This is a genomic window from Aeromonas sp. QDB62 (assembly GCF_027705695.1).
Lineage (GTDB): Bacteria > Pseudomonadota > Gammaproteobacteria > Enterobacterales > Aeromonadaceae > Aeromonas > Aeromonas allosaccharophila.
Genome location: NZ_JAPDCD010000039.1, coordinates 1 through 13261, shown reverse-complemented (window position 1 = coordinate 13261; position 13261 = coordinate 1). Strand labels below are relative to the sequence as shown.

The following is a 13261-nucleotide window of genomic DNA, read 5'->3' as shown; positions in this document are numbered from 1 at the left end:
GTAAACGTGACGGGATTATCACAGAAATAAAGTAAAAAGTCTGTAACAAGACAGCCTATGAGGAACAATGTTCGATTGACCTTGAGATTTTAGGCAACCGCATTGCATAACGACTCAGGGGGGCTTGGCAAGAGATAATTTGGGCAGGAGAGGGGGTGAATAAAGTGTCAGGGAAATTTTTTTTGCCTTCTCTCGAACTTGAGAAGGCGATCACAACTTTTTATGTACGCGCCAGAAAATTGGCTAGCAACTGATGGCCCTGCTCGCTCAAAATACTCTCCGGATGGAACTGAACCCCTTCGACAGGAAGTGTCTTGTGGCGCAGCCCCATGATCTCGTCAAATGCGCCATCGGCATGCTCGCTCCAGGCGGTGATCTCGAAGCAATCGGGCAGCGTGTCGCGCTCCACCACCAGCGAGTGGTAACGGGTCACCCGCAGCGGGTTGTTGAGCCCCTTGAACACCCCCTCATCCCGATGGCGGATCAGCGAGGTTTTGCCGTGCATCACCTGACGGGCACGCACTACGTGGGCACCGAAGGCTTGCGCCAGCGACTGATGACCGAGACAGACACCGAGAATGGGCAACTTGCCAGCGAAGTGGCGAATGGCGTCGAGGGAGATCCCCGCCTCATTGGGCGTGCAAGGTCCCGGGGATATAACCAAATAACGAGGAGATAGCTGCGCTATGGTATCCAGCGTCAGTTCATCATTACGCCTGACCACAACCTCTTGTCCCAGGGCGCCAAAATATTGCACCAGGTTCCAGGTAAAAGAGTCGTAGTTATCGATCAACAACAGCATGAGATAACCAACAGCGGAGAATTAACGATCGAGATAACGACCCTGTTCCATTTCCCGTTCACGCTGACACTCGGCCAGATAGATAGCAGCAGCAACGGCAGGGGTTTTATGGTGCTTGTCGATGGCATTGGAGACCATCAACTGCAGGGTATTGAGGTTTTTCGCCTTGCGAAATTTACGTAGCCAGTGACCTTTGTCACTCAGCTCTTCAGCAGAAATAGTTGGTTGAACAGACATGCTTTCTCTTGGGGATATTACCCACGTTGAAATAAATAAATTAAACAAATAGCCGGTCAGAAAATAAAGAAAGCCAGGCAAATACCCAGCTCTCTTCTACTACACCTTCCCAGTATGTCAGGCTCGAGGAACGAAGCCGACTACATCATATACGCTGGTCAGGGTTTTTTCAGCTCTTTCGCGCGCCTTTTGTGCCCCTTCGGCCAGAATCGCGATCAGATGGGCCTCATCCTGACGCAACTCATGGAAACGCGCCTGGATGGGTTCCAGCAAGGCGACGACCGCCTCGGCAGTCTCGGTCTTGAGGTGACCGTACATCTTGCCTTCGAAGTGTTGCTCCAGCTCGGGGATAGAGCGACCGGTCACGCCGGACATCAGGGTCAGCAGGTTGGAGACACCCGGTTTGTTCTCCGGATCGAACCGCACCACTGCCGGCTCGTCGGAGTCGGTCACCGCACGCTTGATCTTCTTGACGATCTGCTTGGGATCTTCCAGCAAGCCGATGAAGTTGGCCTCGTTGTCATCCGACTTGGACATCTTCTTGGTCGGATCCTGCAGGCTCATCACCCGCGCCCCTTCGGTCGGAATGAAGGGCTCCGGCAGGGTGAACACCTCACCATAGAGGTTGTTGAAACGAGTGCAGATGTCGCGGGTCAGCTCCAGATGCTGCTTCTGGTCGTTGCCGACCGGCACCTGATTGGCCTGATAGAGCAGGATGTCAGCGGCCATCAGCACCGGATACCCGAACAGGCCAACGTTGACGTTGTTCTCGAAACGGGCGGACTTGTCCTTGAACTGGGTCATGCGCGACAGCTCACCCATCTGGGTGTAGCAGTTGAGGATCCAGCCCAGCTCGGCGTGCTGCGGCACGTGAGACTGGATGAAGACGGTGCTCTTCTTGGGATCGATACCGACCGCCAGATAGAGGGCGGCCGCATCGAGGCAGGCCTTGCGCAGGGCAACCGGATCCTGACGGGTGGTGATGGCGTGCAAGTCGACGATGCAGTAGAGGCAGTCGAACTCATCCTGCATGTTGACCCACTGACGCAGGGCCCCCATGTAGTTGCCGATGGTCAGTTGGCCGGAGGGTTGCGCCCCGCTCAATACGATTGGTTTGGTCATGAGAGTGTTAATCCTTGTTATTCAGCCAGTCCCGCGGTGCGATTAGCTCAGCAGCGCATCGAGCTGGGAAAAATGTTCGAACACCCAGTCAGGCTGGGAGTCGGCGATGGGGCGGCCATAGTTGTAACCGTAGGTGAGCCCCACCACCTTCATGCCAGCCGCCTTGGCCGCCAGCACGTCATTTTCGGAGTCGCCCACCATCAGGGTGCGAGCCGGGCTCACCCCCAACTCCTGGCAGGCGTGCAGCAGCGGCTCCGGGCTCGGCTTCTTGACCGGCACGCAGTTGCCACCGAGCCAGAGCGCGAAACAATCGCTGATGCCAAGGGCATCGAGGATCGGTGCCACGAAGTCACTCGGCTTGTTAGTGACGATCGCCTGTTTGTAGCCCAGAGTTTGCAGGCGACGCAGACTCTGCGCCACCCCGTCATACATCGCCAGCCCTTGCAGCAGGCAGGCGTTGTAGTGCTGGAAAAAGATCGGGCGGGCCTTGGCAAACAGCTCGGGGTCAGCCTCGCGATAGGCAAGCGCCCGCTGGATCAGCTTGTCGGCCCCGTTGCCGACCCAGGTACGGATCACGGCTTCATCGGCCTGCGCCAGACCCAGATCGGTCAGCGTCAGATTGACCGCCAGCGCCAGCTGGGCGGCGCTGTCGATCAGGGTGCCGTCCAGATCGAACAGCACCAAATCAAATGCGCGCTCAGCGTGTGACATGAGCCAGCTCCGCACGCATCTTGTCGATCACCGCCTTGTAGTCAGGCTGGCTGAAAATGGCCGAGCCGGCGACAAACATGTCGGCGCCCGCTTCGGCGATCTCGCGGATGTTGTCGACCTTGACCCCACCATCAATCTCGAGGCGGATATCGCGGCCGCTCTCGTTGATCAGACGACGCACCTGACGCAGCTTGTCGAGGGTGCCGGGGATGAAGCTCTGGCCACCGAAGCCCGGGTTGACCGACATCAGCAGGATCACGTCCAGCTTGTCCATCACATACTCGAGGCAGGAGAGCGAGGTGGCCGGATTGAGCACCAGACCCGCCTGGCAGCCAATCTCCTTGATCAGGCCCAGAGAGCGGTCAACGTGGTCGGACGCTTCCGGATGGAAGGTGATGAGTGAAGCACCGGCCTTGGCAAAATCGGGAATGATGCGATCCACCGGCTTGACCATCAGGTGCACGTCGATGGGGGCCTCGATACCGTAGTCGCGCAGCGCCTGACAGACCATGGGGCCAATGGTCAGGTTGGGAACATAGTGGTTGTCCATCACGTCGAAGTGAACCACGTCGGCACCGGCAGCCAGTACCTTGGCGACATCGTCACCCAAACGGGCAAAATCGGCAGAGAGGATCGAGGGGGCAATCAGAAAGTCTTTCATCAGCATCATCCATTGGCAGCCAGGGAGAAAAAGCGGCGCAATTTTAACGTAAAAGGCGGGCGAAAACGACTCGAATGCGGGGTAAATGGGGCAATCGCCTCCCCTCCCCCAGCCACCCGGGTTATGGGACATCGGCACGGGCGCTGACTCGCCCATAAAAAACGGCGCCCGTGGGCGCCGCATTGTCTGTTACGCCAGTGGCAGCAGTTCGCTGTCGCTGGGGTAGTAGCCCTGCTCCGGCTCGATGCCGGGGGGATAGAGCGCCAGCAACTCGGCCACCTTGTTGCGGGTGCCGCCATTGCGGCTGATGGTGCGCTTGACCAAAATCTCGTCGAGACGGGCGCCGCGATAGAGCTCGCGAGTCAGCTCGATATCGTGGTTGCTGATCAACACCGGCACCCCTTTGTGAGCTGCGGTGTGACGGGCCAGTCGCGCCAGGATCGCCTGATCATCCAGGGTAAACCCGCCGGAGGCATAGCTGGTAAAGCTGGCGGTCGTGGAGAGCGGCGCATAGGGAGGATCACAGTAGATCACCCAATCCTCTTCGGCCCGCTTGATGGCATCGGCGTAGCTCTCGCAGATAAAGGTCGCCTTCTGCGCCTTTTCGGCAAAGGCCCACAGCTCTTTTTCCGGGAAATAGGGCTTCTTGTAGGAACCGAACGGCACGTTGAAGCCGCCCTTCTTGTTATAACGGCACAGCCCGTTGAAACCGTGGCGGTTGAGAAACAGGAACAGCAGTGCCCGCTCGAAGGTGGTCTCGGTCTGATTGAACTGGGTGCGCAGCCGGTAATAGGCGGCTTTGTGGTTGTGTTCAGCCACAAACATCTTGCGCGCCTCGGCGATGAATCGGTCAGGCGTCAGCTTGAGATGGTTGTACAGGCAGATAAGATCCGGGTTGATATCGTTGAGCACATACGCGTCGTAGTCGGTGTTGAGAAACACAGACCCGGCCCCGACGAAGGGCTCCAGCAACACACGCCCGGCCGGCAGGCGCTCGGCAATCTCTTCAACCAGGGAGTATTTTCCCCCGGCCCATTTTAAAAAAGCGCGTGTTTTTTTCATGGAAATCCGGTGTGTAAGAAGGCAAGACCCAAAAAGGGGGACGATTCTACCCCCTTATCCGGTATCAAGGCTATTGCTTCAGCTCTTTTTGTACCTGTGCAAACGACTTGGGCCAGGGCTGACCTTTCAGCAAGGCGGGCGAGAGCTTGCGAATGGCACTCTTGGCCTGGGTCAGACCGGCATAATCCCCTTGCAGCACCACGTACCAGGGGCTGCCACGGAACTTGGTCTGATAGACCCATACCTTGCCCGCCAGACCATGCTCGGCGACAAACTGATCCACCGCCTTGGTGTTGCTCGCCCCCATCAGCTGAACGCTGTAATGGTTGCGCGGCTTCTTGTTCAAGGTGGCGACCGGTGTCAGGGCTACCTTGGGTGCAGGCGCGGCAACCGGCTCGCTGCTGGCGGTGTTGGTGGTAGCCGCAGGCGTTGCGGTTGTCACCGGGCTCTGTGCCTTGCTGGTGCTGGCTGGCGCTGTGGTTGCGACGGCGCCACTGGGGGTTGCGCCGTTCGAGGTCTTGCCGGTCAGCTCGTCCACCACGTCAGTAGGCAGTGCGCCGCTCACCTTGGGTTCGGTCATCAGCTTTTGCACAACCTCGTCAGAGATCACCACCCGACGCCCTTCGTAATTGGTGGATTCTGTGGTCACTGTTTCGCTCTCCACCGATTTGGGCAGCACTTTTGCTTCCGGCTGCCAATCCTTCACCACCCCGTTGGGATTGCTGGCGGCATCGCTGTCTTGTGCGCCTTGTGCAGCGGCATCGGTATTCGAACCGCCTGCGGTGAGGGGATCGCCTCCCGCTACCGGGATCGGCAATGCCGTGTTCTGCGCCGGATCCTGCAGCGCAGGTTTGCTTTCATTGTCAAACAGCGCAGGCAGCAGGTAGCTCATCGCCAGCAGGCCGCCAGCGACCAGCGCGATAGCGGTGGCAATCTTCTTGACAGGCAACTCCGCCTGACGCTTCTTGGGCCTTCTGTCGGTCATGATATCCTCCAGTAACTGCATGATGGTGGACGGATGTCCGTTCGCCGTTTTCAGGATCTCCTCCACTTGCGGCTTGGGCAAGAGGGTCGCCGGGACCTTGAGCTCTTTGGCTTTCTCATACAAGAAGATGCGCTGCTCGGGCGGGCTCAGGGGCGGCACTTCCAGCTCCAGGGCTGGCATGGCGCGCCCTTTCAGCTGCGGTCGTTGGGTACGACACCAGACGTCACTGCCCGAGACGATAATGGCCAGTTGATGGGGCGCCGCCAGGGTATCGTTATGACGGATGATCGCCCACAACTCTCCCAGCAGCTCGGCCGGCAACTGGTCGGCCCGCTCGATCATCAGCAGCAGGGTGGCAGGCTTGCTCCCCTCCAGCATACGAAAGAAGCTCTCTGCCAATGCATCCTGTGGATTGAACAACGGCCGAGCCACCACCTGTGGCAGCAACAGCTGGCGCACATCCACCATCTTCATGGCAGGCGTGCCGATCAGGCTTACCACCCGCACTTTTTCCGGCAACACGCCGAGCAGGGATTCGCACAGGGTACCGCGACCACAACCGGGTTTACCGGAGAGAAAAACGAAAGGGTGATTGAATTCAATCAGATGCAGCAGCCGGTCAACCAGCTGCCGCTGGGAAGGCAGTTTTAGCAGTTTATTTGTCACGACCAGACTCGATCACCGCCAGCAACTCAGCATCGGACACATCCCCCACCACCTGCGCATGGCCGATGCCAACCGGCAACACCAGACGCAGCTTGCCTTCCAGCACCTTCTTGTCACGGCGCATATGGCGAATAAAGGCGGAGAAATCCATCTCGGCAGGAGCATGAATGGGCAAATTGGCGGCCAGCAGCAGGGCGCGCACGCGCGCAACGTCCACTTCGCTCATCTCGCCACGGGCCTGCGCAGTCCAGGCTGCCAGCATGGTGCCAGCTGATACCGCTTCACCGTGCAGCCAGTTACCATAACCCTGCTCGGCCTCGATGGCATGACCAAAGGTGTGGCCCAGATTGAGCAGCGCACGGACGCCGTGCTCGGTCTCATCCTGACCGACCACGTCGGCTTTGATCTCGCAGCAGCGTTTGATGGCGTGGGCCAACGCGGCGGGTTCCAGCTGTTGCAGACGCACCATGTTCTGCTCCAGCCAGCTGAAGAAATCAGCATCCCAAATGATGCCGTACTTGATCACCTCGGCCATCCCTGCGGCAAATTCGCGGGCAGGCAAGGTACTCAGACATTCGGTATCGATAACAACCTGTTTGGGCTGATAAAAAGCTCCAATCATGTTCTTGCCGAGGGGGTGGTTGACAGCGGTTTTACCGCCGACAGAGGAGTCAACCTGGGAGAGCAGGGTGGTCGGGATCTGGATAAAAGGAATGCCACGTTGATAGCTTGCTGCCGCAAAGCCCACCAGATCCCCGATCACGCCGCCCCCCAGAGCGATCAGTGTCGTATCGCGCCCATGGTTGGTTTCAAGCAGAGCAGACATGATCTGCTCAAAGGTCGCCAGGTTCTTGTATGCCTCGCCATCAGGCAGGATCAGGTGTTCAACCTGAAAACCCGACAGCAGGGCCGTTACCCGTTCAAGATAGTGCGGAGCAACGACCGTGTTGGTCACGATCATCACCCGCTTGCCCTTGATGGTCGATACCAGCGCCTCGGGGCGCTGCAACAACCCGGCAGCTATCTCGATGGGATAGCTGCGTTCACCCAGTTCGACCTTCAACCGTTCCATGGACGTCCTCTAGATTACATACCGATCAGCTTTACAATTTGATTGGCAACGATTTTTGCACTCTGGTCATCGGTGTGCACAACAAAGTCGGCAACCTCTTCATACAGGGCATTGCGCTCTTGTGCCAGACGTTCCAGCACTTCGCGTGCCGGTTCTTCGGTCTGTAGCAGAGGGCGGCGTTTGTCTCGCTGTGTGCGCGCCAGCTGCTTTTCAATAGTGGTTTCGAGGTAGACCACGATGCCACGAGCAGACAACTTGTTGCGGGTTTCGCGACTCTTGATGGCACCGCCACCCGTCGCCAGCACGATACCCTGCTGCTCTGACAATTCGCCGATCACCTTCTCTTCGCGAATCCGGAAACCTTCTTCGCCTTCAACATCGAACACCCAGCCGATATCAGCACCACTGCGGCGCTCAATCTCATGATCTGAGTCGAAAAACTCCATATGCAGTTGTTCTGCCAGATGTCTACCTATGGTGCTCTTGCCCGCACCCATGGGACCTATCAGGAAAATATTGCGTTTCTCAGCCATGTCTTTTCGTTAGTAATTACAAACTGCACGACCCCGATGAATACTGGATCGGGGTACCTATGAACCTTATCTTGCGATGGATCAGGAGGGGGATTATCTCAATAGATATCGGGACTGGCAACCGCAGCCCTTACACCCCAGCCTCATTGGGGCGTAAGGTTATATGTGTTTTACCCTTACATGTAAAGCATTCAGAAGGCGTCGGTGACAATCTTGGGCGTCACAAAAATCAGCAATTCCCGCTTTTTGTTCTCGCTGGTGGTCTTGCGGAACAAGGCCCCCAATCCGGGAATATCACCAAGCAGCGGCACCTTGGTTACATCGCTCTTGATGGTCTGCTGATAGATACCGCCGAGCACCAGCGTCTCGCCATTGTTCACCAACACCTGGGTGGTGATGGACTGGGCGTTGATGGAAACCGCATCCCCAGTACCGGTCGGTACCGTTTCACCCTTGGTATCCTGGGTCACGGTCAGATCGAGAATAACCCGATTATCTGGCGTGATCTGCGGGGTAACCTTCAGACTCAACACCGCCTTCTTGAAGGTGACCGAGGTGGCCCCGCTGGAAGAGGACTCCACATAGGGGATCTCGGTACCCTGCTCGATCAGTGCCGGTTTCTGGTTCGCCGTGGTCACCCGCGGACTGGCGATAATCTCGGCCTTGCTCTCTTTTTCCAGCGCCGACAACTCGAGATCCAGCAGGGTACCATCGGCCAGACGGGCAACCTGGAAGGCCAAAGTACCGGCCGCATTGGTCACCGGCAGATTGACGTTCATCCGGTCATCCACTGTCGGCTTGGTGATTGTTGAACCACCATTGTTGTTACCAGAGCCGTCATTACCCTCGATAGAGCCGGATGTACTGTTGCCATGGCCATCGTTCTTGGTCACCCCCCAACGCACCCCGAGCGCTTCATCAAAACCGTCATCAATGGTCACCATCCGCGCCTCGATAACCACCTGCTTGACCGGAATATCGAGGATATCGAGCATCCGCTTGATGCTGCTGATGACATCGGCGGTATCTTTGACCACCAACACGTTGGTGCGCTCATCCACGCTCACAGCACCACGGGGTGACAGCAACTTGGTACTTTCTGAAGAGAGCAGGGCCGCTACTTCCGACGCCTTGGCATAGTTGATCTGCAGATATTCGGTATAGAGCTGTGCCAAATCAGCAACCTGATTGCGGCTCTCCAGCTGCTGTTTCTCGCGGGCTGCAATTTCCTCGGCCGGTGCCACCAGCAGAATGTTGTTGTCCAGTCGTTTGTCCAGCCCACGCACCTTCAAAATGATGTCGAGCGCCTGCTCCCATGGCACCCCATCCAGACGCAACGTAATATTGCCCGCCACCGAATCTGTGGTCACCAGGTTGAGATTGTTGAAGTCAGCGATGAGCTGCAGCACGGTACGTACAGGAATGTCCTGGAAGTTCAATGAGATGGGTTTACCCTGATACTGCTTGGATGCCGTGGCCGTTGTCCGCTTTTTCACCTCGATAATGAAGAGCTTGTCGGCCTGATCGTAACGGTAATCAAACTGACCATTGATCGACAACTCAAACAGGGTATCGCTCCCCTGCCGGGAGACTTCAACCTGAGAGACCGGCGTTGCAAAATCCTGCACATTGATCAGATTAAGCAAGCCATCCGGCACCCGAGTACCATGGAACTTGGCCAGAACGGTCTGGCCGCGACTGCTCACATCGACGGCGGCCGAGCTGTTATCCAGCGTGACCAGAAATTCCCCCTGACCATCTTTGCCACGACGAAAATCCACACCGGTAACCGAATTGAAATAGGCGCCGCCCCCACTACTCTGATAGTTGTTGAGCACCGGCTTGCTGGCTGGCTGTGCTGCTACAGGCGCTGTCACGGGCGCAACAGGCATCGACCGGGCAACGACCTGAGGATTGAGCAACGCCGAGGGGGAGGTGGTAGCCACCATCGCAGAGAGTGCTGACACCGGGGTAGCCGAGGTAGCGGGTGCAATCAGGGCGCTCTCACCATTGATGAGCCCGGAGGACGCCCCCTCACCCAATGACACCAGCAATTTGTTACCCTGTTGCTGTACCTGATAGGGAGCCAGCTGATCGAGCGCGATCTTGATATCCAGACCGGCGCCCTTGCCTTCCACCTTGATATTATCCACTCCCTGGCGCTGGATAGGCAGCGGGTTGACCTTGAGCGCCCCCACCGCACCGGGAACATGCAACAGCAGTTGATTGGGTTGATAAGAGAGACGATCAGTAAAGCCGGTGACCGGCTCACTGAAACTGAGCTCCACCAGCAGTTGATCAGCAAGCAGAGGATTAACCTTGATCTCCTGCAGGGTTGCCACTGCCCACGCCTGACTGACGGCGCTGGCGCAAAACAGCAAAGCCACTTTGGTTACACGCTCGATTGTTGTTCTCATTGCTGTTCGTCCCTGATTATTGTTTTTCTTGCACATTGGCCATCGCCAACTGGGTTTCTCTTGTTACCCAGCACCCCTTCCCGTCCGGAATGGTTTCCAGCAAGTCCACTGCAGTGTCGGTGATCTTGATGACCCGCCCCTGATCAAGCCCCATATACTGGTTGAGACCAACCCGCATCGATTTGCCATCCGGGGTACTGATCAGGGCCCATAACTGCCCCGCCTTTCCCAAAGAGCCATGCATCGACAGACTGGCCAGCGAATAATTTTCCAGCACCTCTTTCTCCCGTTCCAGCAAGGTCTGAGCACAATCCGGCTGAACCTTGACACTGCTGGTACTTCCGACCGCCGCCTCGGGCTGGGGAATCATAAAGGGGCTGCGCAACTCCCGCTGCTGGTAGTGCATGGGGGCAAAAGGCTTCAGCTCGGGCAAGGGCTCGATAGGTACGGGAGGCCTTGCCTTGGTCTCGGCGACATAGCTATCCATGTCCTCCTGGCCACCACACGCCGCCAGCAAGAGGGCAGGTAACAACCAGCAGATGCGTCTCATTGTTTCGACTCCACTGTTTTACCGTTGTACTTGTAGGTCTTGGCCAGCATCGACATCGAAATCAGATCTCCTGCATCCTTGCTCTGACCCAAAGTAAAGGAGTCAAGGATGACGATACGGGGCAAGGCAGCCATATCAGCGGTGAACTTGCCAATTTCATGGTAAGTACCCACGACTTCGATACGCATCGGAAGTTCGGTCGAAAACTCGTGCTTGAGCTCGGGTTCCCAGTTTATCCGGTTCAATTTCAGGCCGTTGTCGGTTGCAATAAAGCTGATATCGTCCAGCAGACCGGCGACTTCATGGGTATTGGGCAACTGCTTGAGCTGGGTATCAACCAGTTGCTCAAGCTGGACCATTTGCGCCTTGTATGCCCCCAGGTTGGCTGCCAGCATCGCCTTGCTTTCAAACTGGGCTTTCAGCTCGGTCTCCTTCGCCGCTTCTTGGGTCAAATTGGTCAGGGAATTGGCAATCACGTAGTAATAGATGGCACCACCGGTCAACACACAGCAGAAAAGGATGAAGATCCCTTTTGCCCATTTTGGCCAGCTGGCTATGTCATTGATATCCAGCTCGTTGAGTTGCTGAAGGTTCATTTTTGCTCCTTGGCCACATTCCCGGCAGCCGCAGCATTGTTGGCAATCAAAAACATCATGGAAAACTGGCTCAATGACACAGGGGCAACATCAGCTGCAAAAATAGTGCTTATCTTTGACTGGCCCAACCAACCGGAACCATCAATCCGCCGCATCATGCTGGCCACCCGGCCATAGGCTTCGGTCTTGCCGTTTACATCAATAATATTGTTCTGCATCGCGAGGGTATTGAGGTACACCCCGTTGGGCACCAGTGAAGGCAGCTGGTTGAAGAGGCGAACGGGCACATTACGGCGCATCTGTAATTGTTCGATAAGCTGCATCCGATCGATCAGCTCCTTGCGACGCTCCTTGAGCAGACGGATCTCCCCAAGTTGGGCATCCAGAATGGTCATCTCCTGAACCAGTCGCTGGTTGCGCTGCTGCTGGGCGGTAATCTGGCGATCGACCAGCCAGTTGGCAAAAAATCCCAGCGCGACCGTGACCAGTACAAAAATTCCCAGCAAGGCCCCGAACTGTTTCTTTTGGCGCTGGGCTCGAGCTTCACGCCAGGGCAGAAGGTTTATATTTGACATGGTGTGAAACTCCTCAGAGCCAACCCGAATGCCGTCATATATTTAGCGCCATGTACCAGCTCGCCCTCCCCTTTCGGTTTGCCAAACAAGGCAAACAGATCCGGGTGCAGCACTTCGCAATTGACCTCTTCTTTTACCTGTACCAACAAGCCCGGCAGCAGACTGCCTCCTCCTGTCAGCACCAGTTTTGCGATGTCGCGATAACCGGACGAACTGCAAAAGAGCTGAATATTGCGCCGCACCTGCTGCAGCAGCGAGTTGATGTGAGGCATCAGCACATCCAGCTCGTGGTCAACAGGCAAGGTACCTTTGGTTTTGGCCTGCTCAGCCTCATCCAGCGTCATGCCGTAAAAAGAGGAGAGCGCCTGACTGTACTGATCGCCGCCGAAGTTCTGCAAACGGGAGTAGACCACCTCCCCCTTGACCAGCGCGGCAAAGGTCATGGCGCTGGCACCGATGTCGATCACCCCGATCGGCCGTTCACTCTCTTGCAGCTCGGGCAGACAGGCCACTACAGCGCGCCCCAGCGCATGGGCGCCCACATCCACCACCTTGACGGCAATACCTGCTTCGGCAAGGGCGCTTACCCGACCGTTGACGCTCTCGGTACGGGCGGCGCTCAGCAGAACATCCTGACGGTCTTCGCTATTGCCGGTGCCCAGCACCTCAAAATCGAGGCTCACTTCATCGAGGGGGAAGGGAATGATCTGCTCGGCCTCCAGCTGTACCTGATTCTCCAGCTCCTTGTCGCTGAGGCGGGCATCAATCTGGATCACCTTGGTGATCACGTTGGAACCGGTCACTGCGGTAGCGGCATAGTCACTATGACTTGGAATAAGGCGCTTGAGGGTCTTGAGAGATTGGCTGACGCGCTCGATATCCTGTAATTGATAATCGACCAGCGTCCCTTTCGGGGTAGGGATATCGGCAACAGACTCCAGATGCAGCTTGCCGGGACGGCCACTGAGGGTAACGGCCTTGATGGTCTGGCTGCCGAAATCAATACCCACCAGAGGGAGGAGGGAACCCTTATTAAATAGCCCAAACATATACACATCCATGCGTTATTTGGTGTTATTCCTGAACTGAGTGTAGGACACCCAATCAGAGGAGTGCTTTACTCATCCTAAATGCTCTAACTATCAATGTCATAAAGTTTCCTGATTACCCATGACCCTCAGCCAGCTTCAAGAGCCGATATGGCATCGGAGGGCTTGCCACGACTGCATGCCCCAATTCTACCAACATGCTATTGAGGTCAAAACGATGATT

The 13261-nt window shown here is 56.7% G+C and carries 14 protein-coding genes and 1 pseudogene; all 15 read right to left on the bottom strand.

Annotated elements, in window-relative coordinates; genetic code table 11:
• Positions 1-220: 220 nt before the first annotated feature.
• Positions 221-802 (bottom strand): aminodeoxychorismate synthase component II, encoded by a 582-nt coding sequence (locus OKC27_RS17530; RefSeq protein ID WP_234604733.1) that lies wholly within the window; start codon positions 800-802, stop codon positions 221-223.
• A 21-nt stretch (positions 803-823) separates the two neighbouring features.
• Positions 824-1039 carry a hypothetical protein gene (locus OKC27_RS17525; RefSeq protein WP_033137571.1) on the bottom strand — a complete coding sequence of 72 codons (216 nt, stop codon included), beginning with the start codon at positions 1037-1039 and terminating at the stop codon, positions 824-826.
• 117 nt (positions 1040-1156) lie between these two features.
• Positions 1157-2161 carry a tryptophan--tRNA ligase gene (trpS, locus tag OKC27_RS17520; protein ID WP_042063880.1) on the bottom strand — a complete coding sequence of 335 codons (1005 nt, stop codon included), beginning with the start codon at positions 2159-2161 and terminating at the stop codon, positions 1157-1159.
• Positions 2162-2203: 42 nt separating this feature from the next.
• Complete coding sequence (locus OKC27_RS17515; RefSeq protein ID WP_234604731.1) at positions 2204-2872, bottom strand: phosphoglycolate phosphatase; 669 nt, start codon at positions 2870-2872, stop codon at positions 2204-2206.
• Positions 2859-3533, bottom strand: a complete 675-nt coding sequence (gene rpe, locus OKC27_RS17510; RefSeq protein WP_270806525.1) for a ribulose-phosphate 3-epimerase — start codon at positions 3531-3533, stop codon at positions 2859-2861. The genes OKC27_RS17515 and rpe overlap by 14 nt, the downstream gene beginning before the upstream one ends.
• Positions 3534-3722: 189 nt before the next feature.
• Positions 3723-4595: a Dam family site-specific DNA-(adenine-N6)-methyltransferase gene (locus OKC27_RS17505; protein ID WP_042658620.1), complete on the bottom strand. Its 873-nt coding sequence runs from the start codon at positions 4593-4595 to the stop codon at positions 3723-3725.
• Positions 4596-4665: 70 nt separating this feature from the next.
• Positions 4666-6246, bottom strand: a complete 1581-nt coding sequence (locus OKC27_RS17500; RefSeq protein WP_234604729.1) for an SPOR domain-containing protein — start codon at positions 6244-6246, stop codon at positions 4666-4668.
• Positions 6236-7318: a 3-dehydroquinate synthase gene (gene aroB, locus OKC27_RS17495; protein WP_234604723.1), complete on the bottom strand. Its 1083-nt coding sequence runs from the start codon at positions 7316-7318 to the stop codon at positions 6236-6238. Before aroB ends, OKC27_RS17500 begins: the two co-directional genes overlap by 11 nt.
• A gap of 14 nt (positions 7319-7332) precedes the next feature.
• On the bottom strand, positions 7333-7851 hold the full coding sequence (gene aroK, locus OKC27_RS17490; RefSeq protein WP_005335014.1) for a shikimate kinase AroK: 519 nt from the start codon (positions 7849-7851) through the stop codon (positions 7333-7335).
• 191 nt (positions 7852-8042) lie between these two features.
• Positions 8043-10268 carry a type IV pilus secretin PilQ gene (locus OKC27_RS17485; protein ID WP_270806524.1) on the bottom strand — a complete coding sequence of 742 codons (2226 nt, stop codon included), beginning with the start codon at positions 10266-10268 and terminating at the stop codon, positions 8043-8045.
• A 16-nt stretch (positions 10269-10284) separates the two neighbouring features.
• Positions 10285-10818, bottom strand: a complete 534-nt coding sequence (locus OKC27_RS17480; RefSeq protein ID WP_163129367.1) for a pilus assembly protein PilP — start codon at positions 10816-10818, stop codon at positions 10285-10287.
• A complete protein-coding gene (tapO, locus tag OKC27_RS17475) occupies positions 10815-11414 on the bottom strand; it encodes a PilO family type IV pilus biogenesis protein TapO (RefSeq protein ID WP_182932780.1) in 600 nt (199 codons plus the stop codon). The genes OKC27_RS17480 and tapO overlap by 4 nt, the downstream gene beginning before the upstream one ends.
• A complete protein-coding gene (tapN, locus tag OKC27_RS17470; RefSeq protein ID WP_163129365.1) occupies positions 11411-11989 on the bottom strand; it encodes a PilN family type IV pilus biogenesis protein TapN in 579 nt (192 codons plus the stop codon). Before tapN ends, tapO begins: the two co-directional genes overlap by 4 nt.
• On the bottom strand, positions 11977-13038 hold the full coding sequence (tapM, locus tag OKC27_RS17465) for a PilM family type IVa pilus assembly protein TapM (RefSeq protein ID WP_163129364.1): 1062 nt from the start codon (positions 13036-13038) through the stop codon (positions 11977-11979). Before tapM ends, tapN begins: the two co-directional genes overlap by 13 nt.
• Positions 13039-13153: 115 nt before the next feature.
• Positions 13154-13261 (bottom strand): annotated as a pseudogene (locus tag OKC27_RS17460) (IS1595 family transposase); the annotation flags it as partial.